The sequence below is a fragment of the Streptomyces sp. NPDC002889 genome (genome assembly GCF_042888425.1).
Classification (GTDB): Bacteria; Actinomycetota; Actinomycetes; order Streptomycetales; family Streptomycetaceae; genus Streptomyces.
The window spans coordinates 26,278-52,729 of record NZ_JBIAPT010000029.1; the positions used below are offsets into that span (position 1 = coordinate 26,278).

The window sequence follows — 26,452 nt, forward strand, 5'->3', positions numbered from 1 at the left end:
CCGCGGCATGACGCCTTTCCGGATCACCCGGGCCACCCATCTGCCGGCCGACGTGTGCTGGCGTCGGGTCACGGACTGGCCCGCGCATGCCGCCCAGGTGCCGCTCACGTCCATCACGGTGACGACGCCGGCGCCCCTCGGCGTGGGCACGGCGTTCGTGGCCCGCAGCGCGATCGGGCGCCGGGGTTTCGACGACCCGATGGAGGTCGTCCGGTGGGAGCCGCCCGCGCCGGGCCGGGCCGGGGTCTGTCGACTGGAGAAGCGCGGCCGTGTGATCCTCGGCTGGGCGGAGATCGAAGTACTGTCCGCAGGCCGGGGTTCGGTGGTCGTGTGGACGGAGGAGCTGCGGATCCGCCCGCTGCCACGGTTGCTCGATCCCCTGGTCGCTCGGGTGGGCCGCGCCGTGTTCGGCCGCGCACTCGACGGACTTCTGACCCGCGGTCCGGCGGTATGACGGAGCAGGGACGGACAGCTGACGGACCGCCGGATAGGGTGTGCGGGCCCGCTCCACCCTTCGCAACCGCTGGAGGTACGGACCCATGGCACGCCGACTGCGCCCCGTTGAGCTGGACTTCGTCGAGACCGCACCGGTGCGGCTGGTCTTCTCGGCCGAGGTGACGGCTTCCCCCTCGGCCGTGTACGCGGCACTCGCCGACGATGTCGCCACCTGGCCGACGTGGTTCACCGCCGTGACCGCGGCCCGGCCCACCGATGAGGGCGCGGGCCGCGAAGTCAGGCTCAGGGGCGGCACGGTGTTCACCGAGCGGATCATGGCCAGGGAGCCCGGCGCCCGCTATGCGTATCGCGTGGACGCGACCAACGCCCCCGGTCTACGGGCCCTGTTGGAGGAGTGGCGGATCACGCCGACCGCGACCGGCAGCCGGGTGCAGTGGACCTTCGCCGTCGACGGGATCGCACCGCTGCGGATCGCACTGCGGCTGGGGCGGACCGGACTGGGCCGCGCCTTCAAGGATGCCGTACGCAATCTGGACCGCCGGCTGACCAGGGCCGCCACGCCCTGACGCGCGCACAGGGCCGCCCGGTCAGCAGGCCCACTCGCCGCTCGAGAGGAACCGGTCGATCGCCGCCGCGTACGGCCGGATGTCCAGGCCCTGCTCGGCCAGCCATTCGTCGGAGTAGTACTTGTCGAGATAGCGGTCGCCCGGGTCGCAGAGCAGGGTGACCACGCTCCCCCGCTCCCCGGCCGCCACCATTTCGCCGACGATCTTCAGCGCGCTCCACAGCCCGGTGCCGGTGGAACCGCCCGCCTTGCGGCCGATCGCCGTTTCCAGGGCGCGTACGGCGGCAACGCTCGCCGCATCCGGCACCTTCATCATCCGGTCGATCGCCCCGGGCACGAAGCTCGGCTCCATACGGGGCCGGCCGATGCCCTCTATCCGGGAGCCGCAGTCGCTGGTGGCGAACGGATCGCCGTGGGTCCAGCCGTCGAAGAAGCAGGAGTTCTCCGGGTCCGGCACGCAGATGCGGGTGTCGAACTGCATGTAGTGCACGTAGCGTGCGATGGTCGCCGATGTGCCGCCGGTACCGGCCGTCGCGACGATCCAGGCGGGCTCCGGGTACCGCTCGAGCCGCAGTTGTTGGTACATCGATTCGGCGATGTTGTTGTTGCCGCGCCAGTCGGTGGCCCGCTCGGCGTAGGTGAACTGGTCCATGTAGTGGCCGCCGGTGCGCTCCGCGAGCGCGGCCGATTCCTCGTACAGCTTCCGGGAGTCGTCGACGAAGTGGCACTGGCCGCCGTGGAATTCGATCAGGCGGCACTTCTCCGCGCTCGTGGTACGCGGCATCACCGCGATGAAGGGGACCCCGATCAGCTTGGCGAAGTACGCCTCGGAGACGGCGGTCGATCCGCTGGATGCCTCGATGACCGGCTTTGCGGGTCTGATCCAGCCGTTGCACAGGCCGTACAGGAACAGCGAGCGGGCCAGGCGGTGCTTGAGGCTGCCGGTCGGGTGGGTGGACTCGTCCTTGAGGTAGAGGTCGATGCCCCACTCCTCGGGCAGCGGGAATCGCAGCAGATGCGTGTCCGCGGAACGGTTCGCATCCGCCTGGACTTTGCGCACGGCCTCTTTCAGCCATGCCCGGTACTGCGGATCACTGCGGTCCACATCAACGGTCGCAACCGCCTCGCCCGCAACCGACTTCCCCATGATGCTCATGCGCCTTGCCCCTTGTGTCGTCCGCTGCTGTCACTCGTCCCGGCAGCCTGGCCCGTCCATCCGCCCCCACCTGCAACAGTAAGCCCGTCACCTGGGCAAACGTTCACTTTGGGGAGCCATAGGAGTCCCTTGGGAATCCCCGCCCGGTGCGGTCCGTTACATGGACGTGGCATCCAGACGTACTGGTGCAGACGGCGCGGGTTGTGCAGACTTCCCTGAGGAGTCGCTGCGAAGGGGGCGGAAACACGATGGCTACGGCAGAGCCCGAGTTCAGTGCCACGGGCGTACGGATCGAGCGCTGGCCGCGCTCGCTCACCCGGGCCGGCCAAGTGCTGATCAAGGACGGCAGGCTGGCGCTCATGACCAGCTACGGCCGCGTGATCGAGAGCGCCCCGGTCCGTGCGGTGACGGCGGGCAGGCCGTGGTTCGCCGGCGACGACAGCACCGTTGCGACGCTCAACGGCAAGCGGTACCGCCTGACCATGGGCCAGCGCGACCACCGTCCGGACGCACGTGTTCTGGCCGGGCGTTTCCTCGAGGCCGTGCGCGGGGCAGGCAGCCGCAAGGGCTGACACCGCGGCTGCGGGTGCGCGAGTTGCGGACCTGTGGTTGATGGTTCACGCTGGTTTCACATCACTCAGGGTGCACCGGTGGTCACGCTGTGATCCAGCCCCGCCGGTCCGATCAGCAGGCGGCCGACTGCTGGATCCGTTCTCCGTCTTCTTCCGGACCTCACTTCGGGGAGTCGCAGCCGTGATCATCCAGCCAAGCAGGCACTGCACTGTGGAGCTCCAGGCCCTGCCGTCGCGGATCGGTCAGGTCCGCAGAATCATCTCGGCGCAATTGCGCTACTGGCGCCTCGATCCTCTGATCGACCACGCCGCGCTCGGCGTCACCGAGTTGCTGACCAACGTCCACCAGCATGCTCAGCCGGACAAGATGTGCACCGTGGACATCGAGCTCCTGCTCGACCGCCTCACGGTCTCGGTCCGCGACCACGACCCGCGCCTGCCGACCCTCGGGCATGCTGACGGTCTCGCCACCTCCGGGCGCGGTCTCGCGCTGATTGCCGCGATGAGCGAGAGCTGGGGGGTGCGGCCCGAGGGCGATCTGGGCAAAGTCGTCTGGTTCTCGCTCCCCGCATCCTCCTCGCCGGTGGCGTTGCCGGAGTATCCGGCCGTGTACGGGGCGACCACCACCGGCCCGTTCACCGGGACGCGGACGCCTCTGCCGGTCCGCTCGACCGTTGCGGGCTGACCGGACGAGCGGGGCGGCGGGCACGAGCGGAACAAGGACCGCGAGCCCTTCGGCTGCGGGGACACCCACTGCGGCCGCATCGACTCCGGGCGCTGCGTGAGGACGGTCATGGCGCACCGACCCCGGGGATGCGGCCGAACTGCTCGTCCAGAACGGACAGCCGCCGCCAGTACTCCTCCTCGTCGATCTCACCGGCCGCGAAGCGGCGGCCGAGCAGCGCAATCGGCGAGGACCCGCCGTGCGCGGCGGTGAGATGACCCTGCCCTGGGGCGCGCCGGGCACGCCACACGCCGGTGCGGCGCAGGGTGGTGACGACGCCGATGAAGACGGCCGCCCAGATCAGCGGGAAGAACAGGATCCACGGGCCGGGCCCGTCCGAATAGGCCAGCGTGTTCATGGTGGTTCAGCTCCTCGTGGCGCTGGTGATGCTGCTTCGTTGTCGCTCTTGAGGCTCCCGCTCGAAGGCGTCGAAGTCGTCGTACGGCCGGCGGCTGTGCCGCTGCGACCCAGGAAGTACGCATGGCTGTCAGGGCTGCTCCCGGTCGCCCGGGGCGGCCATGGGCCCTGTCCCTAGAACGGGCCGTACGGGCCCTGTGCCGGCCCGCCGTCGCGTTCCAGCCGCCGACGGGTGCGCTGCTCGTGGATGAGCCGCCCCACCAGCGCACCGCCGTAGACGACCACGCCGACGCCGACGAGCCACGACTGGACGACGAGGACGGTGCCGAACGGGCCGTAGGTGACGGCGTTCGAGGCGATCAGCGGGGAGAAGACCAGCTGGGAGAAGATCCGCAGTCCCAGCATGCTCAGGGCCGTGACCGCGGCTCCCGGCAGCAGCGCCCGCCAGCGGACCCGGCCGCCGAGCAGCAGCCGCTGGGACACCCAGAAGAACAGGAAGGTGCCCACCAGGTCGCCCAGTGCCACGGCCGCAACACCGGGCCAGGAGTCCTCCGGCGCAGGTGTGTTGGCGAACGCCACCAGGGAGAAGATGAGCAGGGCGAGCCAGACCACATGGCGCCACATGGTGTGCCAGCGGGCCGTCGCGAGGTCCCACACCTTCTCGTAACCGGTCTGGACGGCGGAACCGAATGTCAGTCCGAACACCGTGAGCGCGGCGAGACCGAAGGCCGTGGTGCGCTGCAGCGCCTGTCCCGGCAGCCCGAACAGCCGCTCGACCTCGTCCTGCGAACTCTCGGACACCCCGAGCGCCTGACCCATCCAGCGGGCAAAGCCCTGACCGCTCGCCGGGTCGGCCGCGGCGACGACGATCAGCAGGGGTACGAGGGTCAGGAAGCCGAGTGCGGCGAAGCCCATGGCGCGGTGCATCAACTCCATCTCACGGCCGCGGTTCCAGGCCAGGCCGACGGGTGACGCGGCGATCCTGTCGTGCAGATGCCGGAGCCGATGATGCACGGTGCGATCCGCGCCGGAGCGCTTGTCGGTCATGGTCGTCGACTACCCGTAAGCGCCGCGCAAGCCGCTCATCGTGCTCCGGACGGGTGTCCCTCCGCCGCGCCCGTGTCACGTCGCGAAGGGCGGTCGAGCGGCGCCGCCGAGCCCAGGCGGTTGTGCGCGCCGCGCGTCGAGGCACGCGGACGACACACGGCCGGGCCCAGTGCGCCGGTGCCGCCTCCGCCGTCGTGCGCCGCCGCCCGGGCCGACCACCCCCCGCCGGCCGTGGTCACCCCGGACGCCGAGCGGACGAATCTGCGGCCGTCCATGGCAATGGAATCGAGGTGACCGCGGGGCGGCCCGGCCTGACCGGCCGCCGTCCCGTCCGCACCGTGCATCCCCTGCCGGGCGCCTCCGCACCGTCGTGCCGGGCCCGGTTCCGGCGCGCCGCACCGGGGACCCGGACCGGACAGCGACCGTAATCGGACCCGCCCGGGGTGTGGCCTCTCGGCGGACCGGCAGCGCCTCACCTCCCGCCCTGCAGCCGCCCCTCGGCGTAGTCGCGCGCGCGTACGCCCGCCGCCCGTCAGCCGAGCGCGCCCAGGGGGTCGTCCAGAACGGGCTGCCAGGCCAACTCCGCTGCACCCACCAGGCTGTTGTGGTCGAGGGTGCAGGCCAGGATGGGGACGCTTCCGCTGCGGCCCCACAGGCTGCGGTCGGCGACCACGGCGCGCAGCCGGTCCGGGTCGGCGTCCAGGAGCGCGCGGTGCAGACCGCCGAGGATGATGCGGTCCGGGTTGAGGATGTTGACGAGTCCGGCGAGCCCGAGGCCGAGGCGGTCGATGAGTTCCTCGGCCGCGGCCCGCACGGCCGGGTCGTCGTACTCCCCGCGCAGGAGTTCCCTGGACTGCTCCAGCAGGGAGAGCTCGGGGCCGGGATCGCGTCCGGCAGCCGTGAGGAAGGCGAGCGGGTCGGCCTCGACATCGAGGCAGCCTCGGCTGCCGCAGTGGCAGGGACGGCCCTCGGGGTTGACGGTGAGATGCCCGACCTCGAGGGCGAGTCCGGAACTTCCGGTGTGCAGACGGCCGTCGAGAACCAGCGCGCCGCCGACGCCGCGGTGGCCGGTGGCGACACAGAGCAGGTGCTGGGCGCCGCGTCCGGCACCGTGGCGGTGTTCGGCCAGCGCCGCGAGATTGACATCGTTGCCCGTGAAGGCGGGGCCCTCGATACCGGCGGCCCGTACCTGTTCGGCGAAGATGTCCCGCACCGGAGCCCCGGCCGGCCAGGCCAGATGCAGAGGGTTGAGCGCGGTGCCTTCGGGTTCGGCGACCGCGGAGGGTACGGCGAGGCCCGCCCCGACGCAGCGGCGGCCGCTGGCCCTCAGCAGGGCGGCGCCCGCCTCGACCACCTCGCCGAGCACCTGGGCGGGGTCGGCCTCGACGGTGACGCAGCCGGGTGCCGTGGCGACGGCGGTGCCACCGAGTCCGACGAGCGCGGCGCGGAAGCCGTCGGCATGCACCTGGGCAGCGAGGACGACCGGGCCGGTGTCGTCGACGGCAAGGCGGTGCGAGGGCCGCCCCTGCGAGCCGGCGGGGGCCGTGGGCCGGGAGTCGACCCGGATCAGGCCGAGCGCTTCCAGTTCCGCGGCCACGGCACCGGCGGTGGCGCGGGTGACGCCGAGCTCCGTGGTGAGCACGGCGCGCGTCGGAGCACGGCCGGTGTGCACCAGTTCCAGCGCGGGGCCGAGTGCGCTGCGGCCCCTCTCCAGCCTCGTCCGGGTCGTCGTCGCCTTGCCGTTCATGCAGGCGAGTGTCCCATGATCCGGACGCGGACCAGTTGCCTTGTCCGGAACCGGCCCCCGCCCCTATGCTGAGTTTGTGCCGCTCATAAACAAAGTCAGGACGGCCGTCCAGGGGGGACCCGGCGGAGAACCCGCCTCCACCCCCCTGTCCCGCCTCCGCATCGCGCTGACCGTCTTCTTCGCTCTCGACGGCTTCCTCTTCGCCGGCTGGGTCGTCCGCATCCCCGCCATCAAACAGCAGACCGGCTCGTCGGCGAGCGATCTCGGGCTCGCACTCCTCGGCGTCTCGGCCGGCGCGGTGGTCACCATGACCCTCACCGGCCGGCTCTGCCGCCGGTTCGGCAGCCATCCCGTGACCGTGGCCTGCGCCGTACTGCTCGCCCTGAGCATGGCCCTGCCGCCGCTGACACACTCGGCAGCGGCCCTCGGCCTGGTGCTGCTGGTCTTCGGCGCCGCGTACGGCGGGATCAACGTCGCCATGAACAGTGCCGCGGTCGACCTCGTGGCCGCGATGCGCCGGCCCGTCATGCCCAGCTTCCACGCCGCGTTCAGCCTCGGCGGCATGCTCGGGGCGGGCCTCGGCGGACTGGCTGCGGGCGGGCTGTCCCCCACCGTGCATCTGCTCGGCCTCACGGTCGCCGGACTGGCGGTCACCGCCGCGGCCGGACCGGTACTGCTGCGCCACCCCGCGCCGGCGGCCGCCGGCCGGGCGAACCGGACCGCGCCGCGCCGGATGGCCGGCCGCACCCGCCGGCTCGTGCTGCTCTTCGGCCTCATCGCGCTGTGCACCGCGTACGGGGAGGGCGCGATGGCCGACTGGAGCGCGCTCCACCTGGAACAGGACCTGCATGCACACGCGGGCGTCGCCGCCGCCGGATACTCACTGTTCGCACTGGCCATGACGGCCGGACGGCTCACCGGTACGGTTCTGCTGGAGCGCCTCGGCCAGACCCGCACACTGGTGGCGGGCGGCCTCACGGCCGCGGCCGGCATGCTGCTCGGCGCGCTCGCGCCCAGCGTCTGGGCGGCGCTGCTCGGCTTCACCGTGAGCGGCCTGGGCCTCGCGAACATCTTCCCCGTGGCGGTGGCCAGGGCAGGTGCGCTGGCCGGACCGGCCGGTGTGGCCGCAGCCTCGACGCTCGGCTACGGCGGGATGCTCCTGGGCCCGCCCGCGATCGGCTTCCTCGCGGACTGGTTCTCGCTGCCGGTGGCCCTGACGACGGTGGCGGCACTGGCGGCGGGCGCTGCGCTGATCGGCTACGGGGCGCGGCACGCATCGGTGCCCGCGGGCGGCGCGTAGGCGCTCCGTACGGCATCTCGGTCGGGACTGCCCCACGAGGGGCACGGCAGCCCACTCACCGGCCGACCGGGCACAGGTCCCCATCCGGGCAAGACGGCGACCCGCGCGTCGCGTGGGCACCGCCCCGAGGCCGCGGCCGCCAGGGCCTCGCGCAGGGGATCAGGTCGGATCCGTGGGCGAGGTCCGGCCGGGAGCCACCTCCCGTGACCGGCGGAGTGCGCGCCGAGGCACTCGGACCGGGCGAGTACCGTGCCGATCACCGCTGACCAGCCGCTCGCGCCTCGGTGGCGCGAGCGCACCGCCATCACGTGGCCGTAGGCGGTTTCACCCTCACGTAGCGGTATGCGCGTTCACCGCAGGTTCCGGCACACCCGAGAGCATGCGGGAGAGCACCGCTCGCTGAACCGGCTGCACCTGGGCGTGACGCGCCCGGCCCTCGTCGGTGAGACGGACCCGCACGCCGCGCCTGTCCTCGCTGCACATCCCCCGGGTCACCAGGCCGTCCCTCTCCAGCCGTGCGACGAGACGGGAGAGGGCGCTCTGACTGAGATGGACCCGCGAGGCCAGTTCCTGGACGCGGTACGAGCAGTCGTCACCTTGGGCGCCGACAGGAATCTCGGCGAGCACGTCGAGCACCTCGAAGTCGCTGGCGCCGAGACCGTGCTGGTGCAGCGCGCGGTCGAGCTCGCAGATCGTGCGGGCATGCAGCGCGAGGACGTCCCGCCACTCCTCCACGAGCGTCTGCTCGGACTTCGTCGCCATGACCGCACGGTAGCAGAAAAAGGCACTTTGTTGCATCGGAATTAAATGCACTTGCATTCAATGCATGTGCATGTAGTGTGCCGCACATGACCTCTCCGTTCACCGCCCCCGATGACCAGGAGCGCTGGAGCCCCCGCCTGTGGGGCACGCTCCTCGTGCTCTGTGCAGCGATGTTCCTGGACGCCCTCGACGTCTCGATGGTGGGCGTCGCCCTGCCCTCCATCGCCACCGATCTGAACCTGTCCACCTCGAGCCTGCAGTGGATCGTCAGCGGCTACATCCTCGGCTACGGCGGACTGCTGCTGCTCGGCGGCCGCGCGGCCGACCTGCTGGGCCGGCGCCGCGTCTTCCTCATCGCGCTCGCCGTCTTCGCGCTCGCGTCACTGCTCGGCGGGCTCGTCGACTCGGGTCCGCTGCTGATCGCCAGCCGGTTCGTCAAAGGCCTGAGCGCGGCGTTCACCGCGCCGGCCGGACTCTCCATCATCACCACGACCTTCAAGGAAGGCCCGCAGCGCAACCGCGCGCTGTCCATCTACACCACCTGCGCCGCCACCGGCTTCTCGATGGGCCTGGTGCTGTCGGGGCTGCTCACCGAGGTGAGCTGGCGGCTCACGATGCTGCTGCCCGCGCCCATTGCCCTGCTCGCGCTCCTGGCAGGCATCAAACTGATCCCGCGGAGCAGCCGTGAGGACTCCGGCAAGGGGTACGACCTGCCGGGCGCCGTCACCGGCACGCTCTCGATGCTGCTCCTCGTCTTCACCGTCGTCCAGGCACCCGAGGTCGGCTGGGCCTCGGCCCGCACGCTGCTGTCGTTCCTCGCCACAGCCCTCCTTCTCACGCTGTTCGTCACCCTCGAGCAGCGCAGCTCGCATCCGCTGATCCGGCTGGGAGTGCTGCGCTCGGGCAGCCAGGTCCGGGCCAATCTCGGTGCCGCGTTCTTCTTCGGTTCCTACGTCGGCTTCCAGTTCCTCGTCACGCAGTACATGCAGTCCCTGCTCGGCTGGTCGGCGCTGCAGACCGCGCTTGCCTTTCTGCCCGCCGGAGCGCTGGTGGCGCTGTCCTCGACGAAGATCGGCTCGGTCGTGGACCGGTTCGGCACGCCCCGCGTGATCGCCACCGGATTCACTTCGCTGGCGATCGCGTACGCGCTGTTCCTGCAGATCGACCTCACACCGAGCTACGCCGCGGTGATCCTTCCGTCGATGCTCCTGATCGGCGCGGGCTGCGCCCTGGCCTTCCCCTCGCTCAACATTCAAGCCACCAACGGAGTCGAGGACCACGAGCAGGGCATGGTCTCGGGGCTGCTCAACACCTCGATCCAGGTCGGCGGCGCGATCTTCCTCGCCGCCGTCACCGCGGTGATCACGGCGGGCGGTGACTCGGGCCGCTCCCCGCAGGAGGTGCTCGACAGCTTCCGGCCCGGCCTGGTGCTGGTCACCGTGATCGCGGTGGCCGGCCTGCTCATCACGTTGACCGGGCTGCGGACGCGACGCCGTCAGGAGAGCGTTCTGGTCGCGAAGTCGGCGAACTCGGTGGCGCAGCGCGAGCCGGAGCGGGTGCCTGCCGGCGACTGACCGGCTGCCCGCCCAGGAGGCGGCGGCCGCGGGTGGATTCTTACCCGCCGGTCGCCGCCCCTGTGACACTGCGCGTATGGAAAGACGCACACAGGCCGAACGGGACGCCGAGACCGTGGAGATCGGGTACGCGCTGCTGAGCGCGGTCCTGGTCGCGGCCTTGGTCTTCGGCGTGATCGCGGGACCGAAACTGATGTTCGCCATGCCGTACGCGGTCGAGCGCGGGCTGCTGCTCGCGGGCGGCGCCGCCGCGGTGCTCGCCTTCGTGGTGCGGGTGGTGACGGTGCTTTGGCGGTTCTCGCGGACGCCCGCTCAGCCGAGCCAGCCCGGCCGCACCAACCCCGACTCATAGGCCATGACAACGAGTTGAGCCCGGTCACGGGCGCCGAGTTTCACCATGGTGCGGCTCACATGCGTCTTGGCGGTGAGGGGGCTGACCACCAGACGGCGGGCGATCTCCTCGTTCGACAGCCCGATGCCGACCAGGGCCATCACCTCCCTTTCCCGTTCGGTGAGTTGACCCAGGCCCTCGAAGTGGGCGGGCACCTTGGACCGTGCCGCGAACTCGGCGATGAGGCGGCGTGTGACCCCCGGCGAGAGCAGGGCGTCGCCCTCCACCACCGCCCTTACCGCGCGCAGCAGTTCCTCCGGCTCGGTGTCCTTGACGAGGAAGCCGGAGGCGCCGGAGCGGATGGCCTCGAAGACGTACTCGTCGAGTTCGAAGGTGGTGAGCATGACGACTTTGACGTCGTGCAGCCGCTCGTCCTCGCAGATCCGGCGGGTGGCCGTCAGGCCGTCGAGCACCGGCATGCGGATGTCCATCAGCACGACGTCCGGGCGTACTTCGCCCACCACACGTACCGCCTCCTCGCCGTCGGACGCCTCGCCCGCCACCTCGATGTCGTGCTGGGCGTTGAGCAGAGCCGTGAACCCTGCACGGACCAGCATCTGATCGTCGGCCAGCAGTACGCGGATCACATCGACTCCCCCGGCCGCAAAGGCAGATCGGCCCGGACCCGGAAGCCGCCGTCCGGGCGCGGACCCGCCTCGATCGTGCCACCGAGCCCGGCGGCACGCTCCCGCATACCCGCGAGACCGTTGCCACTGCCGCCGGCGTCGGAACCGGTGGCCGGCCCTTCGTCGTCGATCTGCAGCTGAAGCCTCCCTGGTGCATGGACGATCCGCACCCGCGCGACACGCGACCCCGAGTGCCGAACAACGTTGGTCAGCGCCTCCTGGACGATGCGGAATGCGGCCAGGTCGGTGCCGGGCGGCAGCGGTCGCGGCTCGCCGTCCGTGAGCACCTCCACCCGCAGCCCGGTGCCCGCCGCCTGTTCGACGAGTTCGGGGAGGCGCTCAAGACCCGGGGCGGGCGCGCGCGGCGCGGCGCCCGGGGCGCGCAGGGTGTCGAGGACCTGCCGCACCTCACCGAGTGCCTCCTTGCTCGCCGACTTGATGGTGGTGAGCGCGGTCCGGGCCTGCTCGGGGTCAGTGTCCAGCAACGCCAGGCCCACGCCCGCCTGGACGTTGATGACGGAGATGGAGTGCGCGAGGACATCGTGCAGTTCGCGGGCGATCCGCAGCCGCTCCTCGTCCGCGCGGCGGCGCTCGGCGGCCGCGCGCTCGGCGCGCTCTTTGGCCCAGACCTCCCGGCGTACCCGCGCCAGTTCGGAGGCCGCCAGGATCGCGACCACACAGGCGGTGACGAACACCTCCTGCCCCCAGGGTGCGGAGTCGTCGGTGCCGGGCGGCAGATACCGGTAGAGCCAGTGCGCGATCAGCAGATGGCCCGCCCACAACAGACCGAGCGCCCACCAGGCGGCCCGCCGGTGCCCGGAGACGACGGCCGCGAAGCAGCCGACGGCGACGGTGAGGAAGACCGGCCCGTAGGGATATCCGGCCGCGAAGTACACGAAGGCGGTGGCCGCGACCCCGAAGACCGACACCACGGGGTACCGGTGGCGCAGCAGAAGCACTGCCGGACCGGCGACCAGCAGGAGGCGCCCGAAGGTGTCGAGCGGCTCACGGTCCTGGCCCTGTGCGGCGAACCGCGTCCCGACCATGACGAACACTGCCAGTGCCAGGGTCGACGGCCAGGGCACCCGCCCGGCCGCCCGCCGTTCCTCCCAGAGCCGCATCCCCGGTGGCCCGCCCTGTGACCAGCCAGGGCCACCGCAGATGCGTGCGCGCCGATGTTCCATAACGGCCACGCTAGACCGGGCCTGCGCTCCGGGTCGTCAGCCGGACGTGGCGATCACGTCTACTCCCTGGGCAGTACGGGCTCGGGAGCCTCGGCCCGCCTCGGGGGGCCGAGGCGTGCGCTGCGGCCGGCGCTGCCGGCGCGGGCCTGTCCGTCGGCGGGTGCCTGCGCGGCGTCTTCCGGCGGGTGCCGTGTCAGGAGCCGGCGCTGCTGCCCGGGGCCGCGCCGGCCGCGCGCGTGGGCCGCAGTCCGACCTCGTGAGCGAGGCGGTCCGTGACATGTGCGAAGAAGGTGTCCCGGTCCTCCACGACACGGTGGAACTGCCCGAAGAGCTCGAAGGAGATCAGGCCGAAGAGCTGCGACCAGGCGGCGATAAGTGCGACCGCGACGGCCGGCGGCAGATCGGGGGCGATCTCGGCCGCCAGCCGCTCCGCCTCGGGGCGCATGTGCGGGGTGAGCGGTGGCAGCGCGATGCCGTCCGCGCGATGGGCGTCGCGCACGATCGAGATGAGCGCGAGTCCGACACGGGACGCGGGGCCGATGGTGTCCTCGGGTGCGCGGTAACCGGGGACGGGGGAGCCGTAGATCAGCGCGTACTCATGAGGATGTTCGAGAGCCCAGCCGCGTACGGCGGAGCAGAGCGCGCTCCAGCGGGCAAGGTGGTCGTCCTGGCCGGGGGCCGACGTGAGGGCGGACTCGGCGGCGGCGCCGACCGCGTCGTAGGCGTCGACGATGAGGGCGGTCAGCAGCTCGTCACGGCTCGGGAAGTAGCGATAGAGGGCGGAGGAGACCATGCCCAGCTCGCGGGCGACAGCACGCAGCGAGAGCTTGGCAGCGCCTTCCCGGGCGAGCTGGTTGCGGGCCTCCTGCTTGATGGCGGCGGTCACTTCCATGCGGGCCCGTTCCCTGGCCCCTCGGATCGTGCTCATGCGGCGCAGTCTTTCACGTTTCGGAGCACCGACCAACAACGAGAGCAGTGCTCTTGCTTTGGAGCAGGCTTTCGGTGCACACTGCTCTTAAGCGAGAGCACCGCTCTCGAAAGAGTCCAGCAGCGCACCGAGTGGAGACGGCCATGCCGCAGGCGCACTACATCAAGCCCAACCGGTTCGACACGATCATGAACAACACCATCGGCTGGCTCGCCCGGCGAGGCATCAGCCTGCTGGGCACCGCCGAGCTCTCCGTCCGCGGCCGCTCCAGCGGCGAATGGCGTCGCATTCCGGTCAACCCGCTCCCCTACGAGGGAGGCCCGTATCTGATCTCCGCCCGCGGCCACTCCCAGTGGGTGCGCAATCTGCGGGCAGCGGGCAGCGGAAAGCTCCAGGTCGGCCGCAGCACCCAGCAGTTCACTGCCGTGGAGCTGCCCGACGAGGAGAAGCCCCCGCTGCTGCGCAGCTACCTCAAGCGCTGGGGCTGGGAGGTCGGCCGCTTCTTCGGCGACGTGGATGCCGACTCGACGGACGAGGAGCTGCTCGCCTCCGCGCACAAGCACCCCGTCTTCCGGATCACGATCACCAAGTGAGTCCCGGCGCCCCGAAACGCCTTCGCCAGGCCCTGTCCGCGCCTAGGCAGTGCGGTCCAGGACATCCAGCGCGCGCCGCGCCAGCGAATGCGTCCGCACCAGTGCGGCCAGTGACGTGGACCCGCGGGTGATGTCCGAGAACGCCTTCCAGGCGGGCCTGAATCCGGTGATCACCGCGTGCAGCAGCCCCGGCCTGCGCTCGAACAGGGCGAGCATCCGCCGGCCGACCGCCATCTCCACGCCGAGGCCCGCCTTGATCGCGAAGGCGTAGTTCAGCGCCTGTCTGCGTGCGTCCACGGCGTCGTGTGCCTCGGCGATGCGCACCGCCCACTCCCCCGCCAGCCGCCCCGACCGCAGCGCGAAGGAGATGCCCTCCCTGGTCCAGGGCTCCAGCAGCCCCGCCGCGTCGCCGCACACCAGGACCCTGCCGCGCGACAGCGGCGAGTCGTCGCTGCGGCATCGCGTCAGATGCCCGGAAGAGATCGCCGGCTCGAAGCCGGCGAGCCCGAGCCGGGCGATGAAGTCCTCGAGATAGCGCTTGGTGGCCGCGCCCTCGCCGCGAGCGGAGATCACACCGACGGTCAGCGTCTGCCCCTTGGGGAACACCCAGCCGTAACTGCCCGGCATCGGCCCCCAGTCGATGAGCACGCGCCCCGCCCAGTCCTCCGCGACCGTCGGCGGCACGGGGATCTCCGCCTCCAGTCCGAGGTCGACCTGGTCCAGCTTCACCCCGACATGGGCGCCTGTACGGCCGGCGCTGCCGTCCGCGCCCACGACCGCGTGCGCCAGCAGCGTCTCACCGTCGGACAGGACCACCGCCACCGTGCGCCGGTCGGGCACGGCCGGGCCGTGCTGCTCGACCCGGGAGACACTCACGCCGGTGCGCAGCACCGCGCCCGCCTTCTGCGCCTGCTCGACGAGCCCGGCATCGAAGTCGGGGCGGTTGATGAGCCCGAAGAGCATCCGCTTGGAGCGGCGGGTGCGGGCCAGCTTGCCGTTCAGCGAGAACGTGACGGCATGGACCTTGTCCCGCAGAGGGAGTTCGAAGCCGGGCGGCAGGCTGTCACGCGAGGGACCGATGATGCCGCCACCGCAGGTCTTGTAGCGGGGCAGCTCGGCCTTCTCCAGCAGCAGCACCCTGCGGCCGGCGACCGCGGCGGCATACGCCGCCGAGGCGCCCGCGGGCCCGGCGCCCACCACCACTACGTCCCACACCGAACCGTCGCCAAGCTCATTCGCCGCCGCTGCTCCGGTGGCATCGTTCTCGCTGCTCACGATGTACTTCTGCTCCCGATCCGACCTGGGGCCCAAGCTCTGGACCGCATCCTACGGCGCAGCCGCGTCCTGCCCGCTGTGGCAGGATCGGCCACACATTCGCCGTACACACTTCGCACAACGTCGCACCCACAAGGAGCGTGCCCATGACCGCGAATCCGATCGCCGAGACCGTCGCGTCGTTGATGCCCCGCGCCAAGGCGGAGCTCACGGAGCTGGTGGCCTTCCAGTCGGTCGCGGACGAGGCAGTGGCGCCGAGGAGTGAGTGCGAGGCCGCCGCGAAGTGGGTGGCCGGCGCGCTGCGCGGCGAAGGGTTCCAGGACGTAGCGCTCCTTGACACCCCCGACGGCTCGCAGTCGGTGTACGGCCTGCTCCCCGGCCCGGAAGGTGCGCCGACCGTCCTGCTGTACGCGCACTACGACGTGCAGCCGAAGCTGGACGAGTCGGCATGGGTGACCCCGCCGTTCGAGCTCACCGAGCGGAACGGACGCTGGTACGGGCGCGGTGCCGCCGACTGCAAGGGCGGCTTCATCATGCATCTGCTCGCGCTGCGTGCCCTGAAGGCGAACGGCGGCGTCCCGGTCTCGGTGAAGGTGATCGTGGAGGGATCGGAGGAGCAGGGCACGGGCGGTCTGGAGCAGTACGCCGAGGCGCAGCAGAACCTGCTGACGGCCGACGCGATCGTGATCGGTGACACCGGGAACTTCCGTGTGGGCCTGCCGACGGTGACGGCGACGCTGCGCGGCATGACCATGATCCGCGTGCAGGTCGACACCCTGGAGGGCAATCTGCACTCGGGCCAGTTCGGCGGAGCCGCGCCCGACGCGCTGGCCGCGCTCATCCGCGTACTGGACTCGCTGCGCGCCGAGGACGGCTCGACGGTGATCGACGGGCTCCCGGCGCAGGCCCGGTGGGAGGGACTGCAGTACCCGGAGGACGAGTTCCGCCAGGATGCCAGGGTTCTCAACGGTGTCTCGCTGACCGGCAACGGCTCGGTCGCCGACCGGATCTGGGCGCGTCCCGCCGTCACCGTGGTCGGTATCGACTGCCACCCGGTGGCAGGGGCCACCCCGTCCATCCCTTCCAGCGCCCGTGCGCAGATCAGTCTGCGGGTTCCACCCGGCCAGGACGCGGCGGAAGCGACCAAGCTGCTGTTCGCGCACATCGAGAAGCACACGCCGTGGAACGCCCGGGTCACTCTGGAGCAGGTCGGCCAGGGGCAGCCGTTCCAGGCGGATGTCACCAGCCCCGCGTACACCTCCATGGCGCAGGCGATGAGTGTGGCGTACCCGGGCGAGGAGATGCAGGCCTCCGGCATGGGCGGCTCGATCCCGCTGTGCAACACGCTGGCCGCCCTCTACCCGGAGGCGGAGATCCTCCTGATCGGTCTCAGCGAGCCGGAGGCGCAGATCCACGCCGTGAACGAGAGCGTCTCACCCATGGAGCTGGAGCGGCTTTCGGTCGCCGAGGCGCTGTTCCTGGTCAACTACGCCGAGTCCAAGAAGGCTTGAGCGGCTGCGGCTGGAACTGCGACTACGCCTCGCGAGGGGACGACTTCAGCGCTCAGCGAAGATCGCCGCAAGCGTAGATCCATACGGCGGACGTACGACGTTGCGTACGTTCGCCGTATGGACTTCATCCGGGTACTGCCTCAACTGCACATGCTCCGCTTCCCGATCGGCCAGGCGTATCTGTGGTGCGACGGCGACGAGCTGACGCTCGTCGACGCGGGCCATCGGGACTCCGGGCCGCTGATCGAGGAGGCGATACGCGGCGCGGGGCTGTACCCCGACGCCCTCCGCCGGATCGTCCTGACGCACTGTCACCGCGACCATGTGGGCGCGGCCGGGGAGTTGGCACAGCGGTACGGGGCCGAGGTACTGGCACACCGCCTGGACGCCCCGGTCGTACGGGGCGAGGCGCCCGTACCCGACCCCGTACTGCTGGACTGGGAGGTCCCGCTGTACGAGCACGGGCTCACCGTCCCGCCGGCGCCTCCCACCCGGGTCGACCGTGAGCTCGAGGACGGCGACGTTCTCGGCTTCGGCGGCGGGGCACGGGTGGTGCACTCCCCCGGCCACACCGACGGTTCGATCGCTCTCCATCTCCCGGACCACGGCGTGCTGTTCACGGGCGACTGTGTCGCGGGGGTGGGCCGGGTGATGCTGGGGGTCTTCAACGTCGACCGGGCCCTGGCACAGGTGTCGATGCGCCGCCTCGCCTCGCTCGCGCCGTCCACGGTCTGCTTCGGGCACGGCGATCCCCTGACCGAGAACGCCGCGGCCGTGCTGCTGGCGTCAGCCGACGGGGATGCCGGCCTCTAGGTTGAGCACGGTCCCGCGTTCGCGGGCCCGCAGCGCCCAGCGCAGCCGTTCGTAACGGGTGGGCGGCAGCAGCTGCGCCGCGTCCTGTTCGCTGACGAACTTCCAGCCGCGCAGTTCCGATCCGGGGAGCCTCACCCGTCTTGCGTCGCCGTCGGGCAGCCGGCCGCCGTCGAACAGCAGCCGCAGCCCGCCGAAGCCGGGCGGGCGGGGCGCCTCCCAGTCCACGACCAGCAGCCGTGGCACATCGGTGAGCCCGATGCCCAGTTCCTCGGCGACCTCTCGCATCCCGGCGCGTGCGGGGGCCTCGCCGCTCTCCACGACGCCACCGGGGAACTCCCAGCCGGGCTTGTAGGTGGGGTCGACGAGCAGCACCCGGTCGTCCTCGTCGAAGAGGAGGACGCCGGCGGCGACGGTCTCGGCGGTCGGCTCGGGTGTCTGGACGATCTCGCAGGCGGGGGCCGCATCGGTGCGTACCGCTCGGGCGATCTGCCACGCACTCTCGTGCGGGTCGAGCCGGCTGGTGTCGATGACGTGCGCGTCCGCGGTGATCCAGTCGAGCGCGGCGCGATACGGCTCCAGGTGGTCGTACGCCCACTGCCCGACCCGCTGCTCCCCGTCCGGGGTCTGCGGCACCTCGCGTCCGGCGATCCGCTCGCGCAGGATCGTTTCGTCCGGACGCAGCAGCACATGGCGCACGGGTATGCGCCGCGAGGCGAGCCCGCCGAAGATCTCGTCGCGGTACTCCTGCCGCAGCACGGTCATCGGTATCACCAGCACACCCCCCAACTCGGTCAGCAGCGCGGCCGCGGTGTCCACGACCAGCCGGCGCCAGATCGAGAGGTCCTGGTAGTCGCCGACCTCGTCGAGCCGCTTCTGGGGCAGCAGGTACCGCATACCGTCGCCGACCAGCTCGGGGTCGAACAGCGTGCTGTTCGGGATCAGATCGATCAGTTCGCGCGCGGTACTCGTCTTGCCCGCTCCGAACGCACCGTTGATCCAGACAATCACGGGTCCCCCTCCTCCGTAGCCCACAGTGGATTGCCCGCAACACCCTGCCACGAAAACAACTGTCCGGGAGGAGGACGCGTTCTCGGCCCTCGCCCCGCGGCTGCCGCGGGGCGACCTGGCGATCACCCGCTCGTCGAGCCGGGCGTCAGTCCCGCGTCGAAGTGCCCCTGCAGCAGCAGGAACACGATCGGCGTCGGCAGCGCCACGATCACCCAGCCGGCCGCCGGCAGGGTGTGCTCCGTGAAGAACCGGCCTTCTTGGATTGTTCAGCGCCGAGGGGTGATCGGGAGCTTCTCGCCGTGGGAGACGTGGACCAGCGCCCAAAAGAAGTCGTTGTACGTCCAGGCGAGTTGTGCCTCCGGGTGAACTGGAGCGCACCGGTCGGAGCGTTGGCCGTGGCCGTCGGGAGGTCTCCGGACAGTCTCGGCGTGGCCTCCCGGGCGGCCTGCTGGAGGGGTCACCCGGGTCGGGGAGAGGGGTCGCCCGAGCCCTGGAGGAGCGGCCGTCGGCAGGTCTCAGGAGCGGCCGCTGAAGACCGTCGGCCTACCCCCGTGGCCGGCGAGCGTGGCGGCCGCCGCCGCGCCCACGAGCCCCGCGTCCGTACCCGTCAGCGCGGGCGCCACCGTCAGCCGCTGCACGAAGGAGAGCGTGGCGTAGTCGCGCAGCGCACGGCGCAGCGGGGCGAAGAGCACCTCGCCCGCACCGGCCACTCCCCCGCCGATCACCGCGATGTCGATCTCGACGAGCGTCGCGGTCGCTGCGATCCCGGCGGCAAGGGCCTGGGCCGCGCGCTCGAAGGAGGCGGCGGCCACCGGGTTCCCGGCCCGGGCGGCGGCCGCCACGGCCGCGGCGGAGGTGTCGCCGTCGGGGCCGGGCACCCAGCCGCCCTCCAGCGCACGGCGGGCGATGTTGGGGCCGCTGGCGATGCGCTCCACACAGCCGCGAGCACCGCACGGGCAGAGGTCACCGTCCAGGTCCACGCTGATGTGACCGATATGGCCTGCGTTGCCCGTCGGGCCCGTGTGCAGCGCGCCGTTCAGCACGAGGCCGCCGCCGACTCCGGTGGAGACGACCATGCACAGCGCGTTGTCGTAACCGCGTGCCGCGCCCTGCCAGTGTTCGGCCGCCGTCATCGCCACGCCGTCGCCGACCAGCTCCACCGGCAGCCCGCCGACCTTCCGGGAGACCCTCGCGACCAGCGGAAAGCCGCGCCATCCGGGGACGTTGACCGGGCTGACCGTACCGGTGGACGCGTCCACCGGGCCCGCACTGCCGATGCCGACGGCCATGACGCCCGCCCAGAGCGGGGAGGCGGTCAGCTCGGCCAGGACGGCCTCGACCGCGCGCATCACCGTGTCGCCGCCCTCACGGGCGGGCGTCGGGCGCTGGGCACGCACAAGGAGCGTGCCACTGAGGTCCACCAACGCGCCGGCGATCTTGGTGCCGCCGATGTCGAGCGCGGCGACGAGGCTGGTATGCATCGGTGTGCGTTCCCCCGGGGAGCTGTCGGAGCTGCGGTTCCGATAACAGTCTCCATTCACCTGACAACGTTGTCCAGGGCCTATGCTCGACGCCACACCGTCATATATGCCTAATGCCGACCGCGACAGCCCGGCAAACGACAGCAGACAGGACAGCGCACTGTGGCCGATTCCACCCGCCCCCTGCCGCCGGGGAGCCCTCGAGGCCCCGAACCCCGATACGGCAATCGGCCCACGATGAAGGATGTCGCGGCACGGGCGGGCGTAGGCCTCAAGACGGTCTCCCGGGTGGTCAACGGGGAACCGGGCGTCACCCCGGACACCGAGCGCCGGGTCCAGGAAGCCATCGAATCCCTGGGCTTTCGCCGCAACGACAGCGCGCGGGTACTGCGCAAGGGCCGCACCGCCTCCATCGGCCTGGTTCTCGAAGATCTCGCCGACCCCTTCTACGGACCTCTCAGCCGCGCCGTGGAGGAGGTCGCCCGTGCCCACGGCGCGCTGCTCATCAACGGGTCGAGCGCCGAGGACCCCGACCGTGAACAGGAGCTCGTGCTCGCGCTGTGCGCGCGCCGGGTGGACGGTCTGATCGTCATCCCGGCCGGTCACGACCACCGCTATCTGGAGCCCGAGATCAAGGCCGGCGTCGCCACCGTGTTCGTGGACCGCCCCGCGGGGCGGATCGACGCGGACGTGGTCCTCTCCGACAGCTTCGGCGGTGCCCGCACCGGCGTCGCCCATCTGATCGCGCACGGCCACCGCCGGATCGGCTTCATCGGAGACCAGCCCCGTATCCACACCGCGGTCGAGCGTCTGCGCGGCTATCGCGCCGCGATGGCGGACGCCGGTATCGCGGTCGAGGACGGCTGGGTCTCCCTCGGCTCGACGGCTCCCGACCGGGTTCGGTCGGCCGTCACCGGGATGCTCGAAGGACCGGAGCCGGTCACCGCCGTCTTCGCGGGCAACAACCGGGTGACGGTCACAGCGGTACGGGTCCTGGCGGGTCACGACAGGCCCGTCGCCCTGGTCGGCTTCGACGACATCGAGCTCGCCGACCTCCTGGGCATCACGGTGATAGCCCAGGACGCGGCGGCACTGGGACGCACCGCCGCGGACCGCCTGTTCCGCCGGCTCGACGGTGTGGCCGAGAAGCCGTCGCAGGTGGCACTCGAGACGGTGCTGATCCCGCGCGGCTCGGGCGAGATCCCGCCGTCGGCCTGAGCAACCGCCCCCGCGCGCACCTCCTCGCCCGGGGTGCGCGCGTCCGTCAGCAGTCCGGCAGGCCCGGCACCGGCGCGTCGTTGTCGCCGCCCCGGATGTAGACATCGCTGACGTAGACGCCGGCGTTGCCGCTGTCGTCGTCCGTCTTCGCCCACCAGACGTTGGTCCACTGGCCGTACGTCTCGCGGCGGCCCAGATTCTGCTGGCAGTAGAAGTAGTTGGTGCCTGCGTTGAGCACGCCCACCTCGGTGCCTGACGCGGTGTAGGACTTGGCCTTCGCCCAGACCTCGCAGTTGTACTTGCCGCCGCCGATCGCCTGGCAGGCGGGGGCGGGCTGCGAGCCGCCTCCGCTCGTGGAGCCTGTTCCGGATCCGCCGGTCGTACCCGACCCGCCCGTGGATCCGCCACCGGTCGTACCGCCCGAACCGCCGGTCGTGCCCGCGGAGTCCGAGCCCGCCGAACCGCTCCCGGGGGCCGGGGGCCTGGCGGACGGAGCCGGGGACCCCTTCTTGCCCGGGCCCTTCGTATCGGCGTCCGGGGTCTTGCCCTTCCCTTTGCCCTCGCCCTCGTCCTTGCCGGACGGTGTCGCGCCCGGTGCCGCGGAACTCCCCGCCGTCGCCGACGGGTTCTCGTCGGTTCCGCCCGCGAGTTCGCCCGTTGCCGTGGCATCCCGGTCGACCAGGGCATACGTCAGGCCGCCGCCGACGAGCAGCACGGTGGCGACAGCTGCCGCCACGAGGACGGTGCGACGGCTGCGCCGCCCAGGCGCGGCGGATGCGGGCGCGGGGGCAGGATGAGGCGCCGGAGCCGGTGCCGGCGCGCCGAAGCCCTCCGGCCGGTGCGGCATCGCGTTGAGCTCGGTCGGCACCCGGGTGTCCGGCGCGGGCGCGGGCGCGGCTGGCGGCGCGGAGACCCCCGGTCCCAGCGGTACCGTGGCACCGGTCTCCTCGCCCGCCGCGACCGCTTCCAGCAGCCGCGCCGCCGTCTGGGCGTCGGGCCGCTGCGCCGGGTCCTTGTGCATCAACTGCTGCAGTACGGGCCCCAGCGGCCCCGCCCGCCTCGGCTCCGGCAGCGGCTCGGCGACGATCGCCGTGAGTGTGGACCAGGTCGACGTACGGCGGAACGGGGACGAGCCCTCGACAGCCGCGTACAGCGTGGCGCCCAGCGCCCAGATGTCGGAGGCCGGGCCCGGCTCATGGCCCTGGGCGCGCTCGGGCGCCAAGTAGTCGAGGGATCCGACCAGTTCACCGCTGCGTGTCAGATGCGTGGTGGAGCTGTCGCCGGGGTCGTCCATCGCCGCGATACCGAAGTCGGTGAGCACGACCCGGCCGGAGCGGTCGAGCAGCACATTGCCCGGCTTGACGTCGCGGTGCAGCACGCCCGCTCGGTGTGCCGCGCCCAGAGCCTGAAGCACCTTGGCTCCGATGCCGGCCGCCTCGCGCGGGTCCAGCACCCCGCGTTCGCCGAGCACGTCGTCGAGCGAGGGTCCGTCGACGAGCTCCATGACGATGACCGGGCGGCCCTGGTGGTCGGCGACGTCATGGACGGCGATGACTCCGGGGTGCCGTACCCGGGCGGCGGCGCGTGCCTCGCGCTGCATCCGTACGTGCAGGTCCGCCAGTTCGGGGCCGGACGAGTCGGTGTAGGTACGCAGTTCCTTGACGGCGACCTCGCGGCCGAGCACCTCGTCGACGGCACGCCAGACAACTCCCATGCCTCCGCGGCCCAGTTGCCCGATCACGCGATAGCGGCCCGCCAGCCGCAGGTTCTCCCCCGATGACACCGCTGCCCCGCTCCTTGTCGCCTCCGTGGTCGACGCCAGCCTATGCGGCTCCCGTTGTCACAGGAGACGGCTGTTACGGGGCTGTGGCCGTGAGGTCTCCGCGGCGCGGAGCGGCGTACGCGTCGAGTTCCGCGCGCGACAGACCGGTGAGGCGGGCGACTTCGGCGGTGTCGAGTGCGCCGCAGTCGATGCCGCGCAGCAGATAGGAGCTGAGCGCCTTGGCCGTGGCAGGCTCGTCCATGACAGCGCCGCCGGCCTGGTTCGCGTAGGCGGCGAGGCGCGCGGCCGCCTGCTGGAAGCCCTCGCGGTAGAAGGCGAACACGGCGGCGTAGCGGGTGGGCAGATGGCCCGGGTGCATGTCCCAGCCCTGGTAGTAGGCACGGGCCAGAGCGCGGCGGGTGAGGCCGTAGTGGAGCCGCCAGGCCTCGTGGACCTTCTCGGTCGGGCCGACGGGCAGCACGTTGGTGGAGCCGTCGCAGACGCGTACGCCGGTACCGGCCGCGGCGACCTGCATGATCGCCTTGGCGTGGTCGGCGGCCGGGTGGTCACTGGCCTGGTGGGCGGCGCTGACCCCGAGGCAGGCGCTGTAGTCGAAGGTCCCGTAGTGGAGCCCGGTGGCGCGGCCCGCTGCGGCGTCGATCATCCGGGCGACGGTCGCGGTGCCGTCGGCGGCGAGGATGGACTGGCTGGTCTCTATCTGGATCTCGAAGCCGATCCGGCCGGCGTCGAGGCCGCGGGCCTTCTCGAACTCCTCGAGCAGGCGCACCATCGCACCGACCTGTTCGGCGTAGGTGACCTTGGGCAGGGTCAGCACCAGCCCGTCGGGCAGACCGCCGGCCTCCATCAGGCCGGTGAGGAAGATGTCGAGGGTGCGGATGCCCCGGTCGCGTACGGGGGCCTCCATGCACTTCATGCGGATGCCCATGTACGGGGCGGCGGTGCCGTGTGCGTAGGCCTCGGAGACCAGACGCGCCGCGCGTGCGGCGTCCGCGTCCTCCTCGCGCCCGGTGTAGCCGTCCTCGAAGTCGACCCGCAGGTCTTCGACCGGCTCGCGCTCCAGCTTGGCGCGCACGCGGGTGTGGACGGGCTCGGCGAGCTCGTCGGACAGACCGAGGACGCGGGCGAGGGAGGCGGCGTCGGGGGCGTGCTCGTCGAGCGCCGCGAGGGCCTGATCGCCCCAGGAGCGGATGGTGTCGGCGGCGAAGGCGTTGCCGGGTACGTAGACGGTGTGAACGGGCTGGCGGGTGCCGGGGTCTCCCGGGTAGCGGCGGGCAAGCTCCGCGTCCACATGGGCGAGCGAGGCGCTGATGCCCTCGCCGACCGCACCGGCGAGGCTCGTCGCCACCTTCTCCTGCTGCCCCATTCCCAACCCTCCGCACTCAGCTTTCCGCTTCACGGAATCAACAATCCGTATAGCGAAGTTAATAGGCGGCCATGACCTGCGTCAATGGTCCACCACAACCGGCAGGGGCCGCGCGGTGAAGATCACCACGCGGCCCCTGCTGCGGAGACTCGTACAGGTCAGCCCTTGCGGGTCCTGACCTCTTCGGTCAGCTGCGGGACAACCTCGAACAGGTCGCCGACCACTCCGTAGTCGACCAGGTCGAAGATAGGGGCCTCGGCGTCCTTGTTGATGGCCACGATGGTCTTCGAGGTCTGCATGCCGGCCCGGTGCTGGATCGCGCCGGAGATACCGGAGGCGATGTACAGCTGCGGGGAGACCGACTTGCCGGTCTGGCCGACCTGGTTGGTGTGCGGGTACCAGCCTGCGTCGACGGCGGCACGCGAGGCGCCGACCGCGGCACCGAGCGAGTCGGCCAGCGACTCGATGATCGCGAAGTTCTCGGCGCCGTTGACGCCACGGCCGCCGGAGACCACGATCGCGGCCTCGGTCAGTTCGGGGCGGCCGGTGGACTCACGCGGGGTGCGCGAGACGACCTTGGTGCCCTTCGCCTTCTCGGAGAAGGAGACGGTGAGCGCCTCGACCGCGCCGGCGGCCGGGGCGGCCTCCACGGCGGCCGAGTTCGGCTTGACCGTGATGACCGGAGTGCCCTTGCTGATGCGGGACTTGGTGGTGAAAGAGGCGGCGAAAGCGGACTGCGTGGCCACCGGGCCCTCGTCGCCGGCCTCGAGGTCGACGGCGTCGGTGATGATGCCGGAGCCGATGCGGACCGCGAGACGGGCCGCGATCTCCTTGCCCTCGGCGGAGGACGGCACGAGCACGGCGGCCGGGGAGACGGCCTCGTACGCGGCCTGCAGCGCGTCCACCTTCGGTACGACGAGGTACTCGGCGAACTCCGGGGCGTCGGCGGTCAGCACCTTCACCGCGCCGTGCTCGGCGAGCGCGGGGGCGGTGGCCTCGGCGCCGGCGCCCAGGGCGACGGCGACCGGCTCGCCGATGCGGCGGGCCAGGGTCAGCAGCTCGAGGGTGGGCTTGCGGACGGCGCCGTCCACGTGGTCGACGTAGACGAGAACTTCAGCCATGGGATTGCTCTCCTGCGAATGCGAAGTATCTGGGGGCGGTTGGGGATGTGGCCGAAGCTCAGATGAACTTCTGGCTCGCGAGGAACTCCGCGAGCTGCTTGCCGCCCTCGCCCTCGTCCTTGACGATCGTGCCGGCGGTACGGGCCGGACGCTCGGTGGCCGAGTCGACCTTGGTCCAGGCACCCTCGAGGCCGACCTCGTCGGCGTCGATCTCGAGGTCCTCGAGGTCCAGGGACTCGACCGGCTTCTTCTTGGCGGCCATGATGCCCTTGAAGGACGGGTAGCGGGCCTCGCCCGACTGGTCCGTCACGGAGACGACGGCCGGCAGGGACGCCTCGAGCTGCTCGCTCGCGCTGTCGCCGTCACGACGGCCCTTCACCGTGCCGTCCTCGACCGAGACCTCGGAGAGGAGGGTGACCTGTGGGACGCCCAGACGCTCGGCCAGGATCGCCGGGAGCACGCCCATGGTGCCGTCGGTGGAGGCCATGCCCGCGATGACCAGGTCGTAGCCGGTCTTCTCGATCGCCTTGGCCAGCACCAGCGAGGTGCCCATCACGTCGGTGCCGTGCAGGTCGTCGTCCTCGACGTGGACGGCCTTGTCGGCGCCCATGGACAGAGCCTTGCGCAGCGCGTCCTTGGCGTCCTCGGGGCCGACGGTCAGCACCGTGACCTCGGCGTCGTCCGCCTCGTCGGCGATCTGCAGGGCCTGCTCGACCGCGTACTCGTCGAGCTCAGACAGCAGGCCGTCGACGTCGTCGCGGTCGACGGTCAGGTCATCGGCGAAGTGCCGGTCGCCGGTGGCGTCGGGCACGTACTTCACACAGACAACGATCCTCAGGCTCACGCCGGCTCTCCTACTGCATCGTCTCTATTGGAATGCCTTGTGAACGCAGCATA

At 71.5% G+C, this 26,452-nt stretch carries 26 protein-coding genes; 11 read left to right on the top strand and 15 right to left on the bottom strand.

Annotated elements, in window-relative coordinates; translation table 11 throughout:
* The first annotated feature begins 7 nt into the window (after positions 1-7).
* Positions 8-454, top strand: coding sequence for an SRPBCC family protein (locus tag ACFYWI_RS32475; protein ID WP_389239345.1), 447 nt, complete (start codon positions 8-10; stop codon positions 452-454).
* Positions 455-539: 85 nt separating this feature from the next.
* Positions 540-1,022, top strand: a complete 483-nt coding sequence (locus tag ACFYWI_RS32480; protein WP_389239346.1) for an SRPBCC family protein — start codon at positions 540-542, stop codon at positions 1,020-1,022.
* Positions 1,023-1,043: 21 nt separating this feature from the next.
* On the opposite strand, the gene ACFYWI_RS32485 is transcribed toward ACFYWI_RS32480, so the two are convergent.
* Positions 1,044-2,177 carry a PLP-dependent cysteine synthase family protein gene (locus ACFYWI_RS32485; RefSeq protein WP_389239347.1) on the bottom strand — a complete coding sequence of 378 codons (1,134 nt, stop codon included), beginning with the start codon at positions 2,175-2,177 and terminating at the stop codon, positions 1,044-1,046.
* A gap of 248 nt (positions 2,178-2,425) precedes the next feature.
* Here ACFYWI_RS32485 and ACFYWI_RS32490 point away from each other — a divergent pair, with 248 nt between their 5' ends.
* Together ACFYWI_RS32490 and ACFYWI_RS32495 are read left to right on the top strand one after the other, a co-directional pair.
* Entirely contained in the window at positions 2,426-2,749 is a 324-nt protein-coding gene (locus tag ACFYWI_RS32490; RefSeq protein ID WP_389239348.1) for a hypothetical protein, read from the top strand.
* 181 nt (positions 2,750-2,930) lie between these two features.
* A complete protein-coding gene (locus tag ACFYWI_RS32495; RefSeq protein WP_389239349.1) occupies positions 2,931-3,434 on the top strand; it encodes an ATP-binding protein in 504 nt (167 codons plus the stop codon).
* A gap of 106 nt (positions 3,435-3,540) precedes the next feature.
* Here ACFYWI_RS32495 and ACFYWI_RS32500 read toward each other — a convergent pair whose 3' ends face one another.
* The 3 genes from ACFYWI_RS32500 to ACFYWI_RS32510 all read right to left on the bottom strand — a co-directional run bounded on the left by ACFYWI_RS32500 (position 3,541) and on the right by ACFYWI_RS32510 (position 6,624).
* Positions 3,541-3,831, bottom strand: a complete 291-nt coding sequence (locus tag ACFYWI_RS32500; RefSeq protein WP_389239350.1) for an SHOCT domain-containing protein — start codon at positions 3,829-3,831, stop codon at positions 3,541-3,543.
* A 173-nt stretch (positions 3,832-4,004) separates the two neighbouring features.
* On the bottom strand, positions 4,005-4,877 hold the full coding sequence (locus ACFYWI_RS32505) for a YhjD/YihY/BrkB family envelope integrity protein (RefSeq protein WP_389239351.1): 873 nt from the start codon (positions 4,875-4,877) through the stop codon (positions 4,005-4,007).
* Between the two features lie 532 nt (positions 4,878-5,409).
* Entirely contained in the window at positions 5,410-6,624 is a 1,215-nt protein-coding gene (locus tag ACFYWI_RS32510; RefSeq protein ID WP_389239352.1) for an ROK family protein, read from the bottom strand.
* 76 nt (positions 6,625-6,700) lie between these two features.
* Between ACFYWI_RS32510 and ACFYWI_RS32515 the strand changes: the two genes are divergently transcribed.
* Positions 6,701-7,924 carry an MFS transporter gene (locus ACFYWI_RS32515; RefSeq protein WP_389239353.1) on the top strand — a complete coding sequence of 408 codons (1,224 nt, stop codon included), beginning with the start codon at positions 6,701-6,703 and terminating at the stop codon, positions 7,922-7,924.
* 330 nt (positions 7,925-8,254) lie between these two features.
* On the opposite strand, the gene ACFYWI_RS32520 is transcribed toward ACFYWI_RS32515, so the two are convergent.
* Positions 8,255-8,686, bottom strand: coding sequence for a MarR family winged helix-turn-helix transcriptional regulator (locus tag ACFYWI_RS32520; RefSeq protein WP_389239354.1), 432 nt, complete (start codon positions 8,684-8,686; stop codon positions 8,255-8,257).
* 86 nt (positions 8,687-8,772) lie between these two features.
* On the opposite strand from ACFYWI_RS32520, the gene ACFYWI_RS32525 reads away from it, so the two are divergent.
* Entirely contained in the window at positions 8,773-10,260 is a 1,488-nt protein-coding gene (locus ACFYWI_RS32525; protein ID WP_389239355.1) for an MFS transporter, read from the top strand.
* Positions 10,261-10,336: 76 nt separating this feature from the next.
* Positions 10,337-10,612, top strand: coding sequence for a DUF6332 family protein (locus tag ACFYWI_RS32530; RefSeq protein WP_389239356.1), 276 nt, complete (start codon positions 10,337-10,339; stop codon positions 10,610-10,612).
* Here ACFYWI_RS32530 and ACFYWI_RS32535 read toward each other — a convergent pair.
* The 3 genes from ACFYWI_RS32535 to ACFYWI_RS32545 all read right to left on the bottom strand — a co-directional run bounded on the left by ACFYWI_RS32535 (position 10,573) and on the right by ACFYWI_RS32545 (position 13,389).
* Positions 10,573-11,238, bottom strand: coding sequence for a response regulator (locus tag ACFYWI_RS32535; protein ID WP_389239357.1), 666 nt, complete (start codon positions 11,236-11,238; stop codon positions 10,573-10,575). The genes ACFYWI_RS32530 and ACFYWI_RS32535 overlap by 40 nt on opposite strands.
* Positions 11,235-12,461, bottom strand: a complete 1,227-nt coding sequence (locus tag ACFYWI_RS32540) for a histidine kinase (protein WP_389239358.1) — start codon at positions 12,459-12,461, stop codon at positions 11,235-11,237. Before ACFYWI_RS32540 ends, ACFYWI_RS32535 begins: the two co-directional genes overlap by 4 nt.
* Positions 12,462-12,654: 193 nt before the next feature.
* Positions 12,655-13,389, bottom strand: coding sequence for a TetR/AcrR family transcriptional regulator (locus tag ACFYWI_RS32545; RefSeq protein WP_389239359.1), 735 nt, complete (start codon positions 13,387-13,389; stop codon positions 12,655-12,657).
* Positions 13,390-13,532: 143 nt separating this feature from the next.
* Between ACFYWI_RS32545 and ACFYWI_RS32550 the strand changes: the two genes are divergently transcribed.
* Entirely contained in the window at positions 13,533-13,982 is a 450-nt protein-coding gene (locus ACFYWI_RS32550) for a nitroreductase family deazaflavin-dependent oxidoreductase (RefSeq protein WP_389239360.1), read from the top strand.
* Positions 13,983-14,024: 42 nt separating this feature from the next.
* Here ACFYWI_RS32550 and ACFYWI_RS32555 read toward each other — a convergent pair whose 3' ends face one another.
* A complete protein-coding gene (locus ACFYWI_RS32555; protein WP_389239362.1) occupies positions 14,025-15,257 on the bottom strand; it encodes a geranylgeranyl reductase family protein in 1,233 nt (410 codons plus the stop codon).
* Positions 15,258-15,403: 146 nt separating this feature from the next.
* Between ACFYWI_RS32555 and ACFYWI_RS32560 the strand changes: the two genes are divergently transcribed.
* Positions 15,404-16,768, top strand: coding sequence for a dipeptidase (locus ACFYWI_RS32560; RefSeq protein WP_389239363.1), 1,365 nt, complete (start codon positions 15,404-15,406; stop codon positions 16,766-16,768).
* 117 nt (positions 16,769-16,885) lie between these two features.
* Complete coding sequence (locus ACFYWI_RS32565; RefSeq protein WP_389239364.1) at positions 16,886-17,581, top strand: MBL fold metallo-hydrolase; 696 nt, start codon at positions 16,886-16,888, stop codon at positions 17,579-17,581.
* Here the strand turns inward: ACFYWI_RS32565 and ACFYWI_RS32570 are convergent.
* Positions 17,555-18,589: an NUDIX domain-containing protein gene (locus tag ACFYWI_RS32570; protein WP_389239365.1), complete on the bottom strand. Its 1,035-nt coding sequence runs from the start codon at positions 18,587-18,589 to the stop codon at positions 17,555-17,557. The genes ACFYWI_RS32565 and ACFYWI_RS32570 overlap by 27 nt on opposite strands.
* Positions 18,590-19,104: 515 nt before the next feature.
* Entirely contained in the window at positions 19,105-20,070 is a 966-nt protein-coding gene (locus ACFYWI_RS32575) for an ROK family protein (RefSeq protein WP_389239366.1), read from the bottom strand.
* A 237-nt stretch (positions 20,071-20,307) separates the two neighbouring features.
* On the opposite strand from ACFYWI_RS32575, the gene ACFYWI_RS32580 reads away from it, so the two are divergent.
* Positions 20,308-21,288 carry a LacI family DNA-binding transcriptional regulator gene (locus ACFYWI_RS32580; protein WP_389239367.1) on the top strand — a complete coding sequence of 327 codons (981 nt, stop codon included), beginning with the start codon at positions 20,308-20,310 and terminating at the stop codon, positions 21,286-21,288.
* A 46-nt stretch (positions 21,289-21,334) separates the two neighbouring features.
* Here ACFYWI_RS32580 and ACFYWI_RS32585 read toward each other — a convergent pair whose 3' ends face one another.
* The 4 genes from ACFYWI_RS32585 to ACFYWI_RS32600 form a co-directional block, all read right to left on the bottom strand.
* On the bottom strand, positions 21,335-23,071 hold the full coding sequence (locus tag ACFYWI_RS32585) for a serine/threonine-protein kinase (RefSeq protein ID WP_389239368.1): 1,737 nt from the start codon (positions 23,069-23,071) through the stop codon (positions 21,335-21,337).
* Between the two features lie 73 nt (positions 23,072-23,144).
* Entirely contained in the window at positions 23,145-24,434 is a 1,290-nt protein-coding gene (locus ACFYWI_RS32590; RefSeq protein WP_389239369.1) for a DUF6986 family protein, read from the bottom strand.
* A gap of 158 nt (positions 24,435-24,592) precedes the next feature.
* Positions 24,593-25,555, bottom strand: a complete 963-nt coding sequence (locus ACFYWI_RS32595) for an electron transfer flavoprotein subunit alpha/FixB family protein (protein WP_389239370.1) — start codon at positions 25,553-25,555, stop codon at positions 24,593-24,595.
* 58 nt (positions 25,556-25,613) lie between these two features.
* On the bottom strand, positions 25,614-26,399 hold the full coding sequence (locus tag ACFYWI_RS32600) for an electron transfer flavoprotein subunit beta/FixA family protein (protein WP_389239371.1): 786 nt from the start codon (positions 26,397-26,399) through the stop codon (positions 25,614-25,616).
* Between the last annotated feature and the right edge of the window lie 53 nt (positions 26,400-26,452).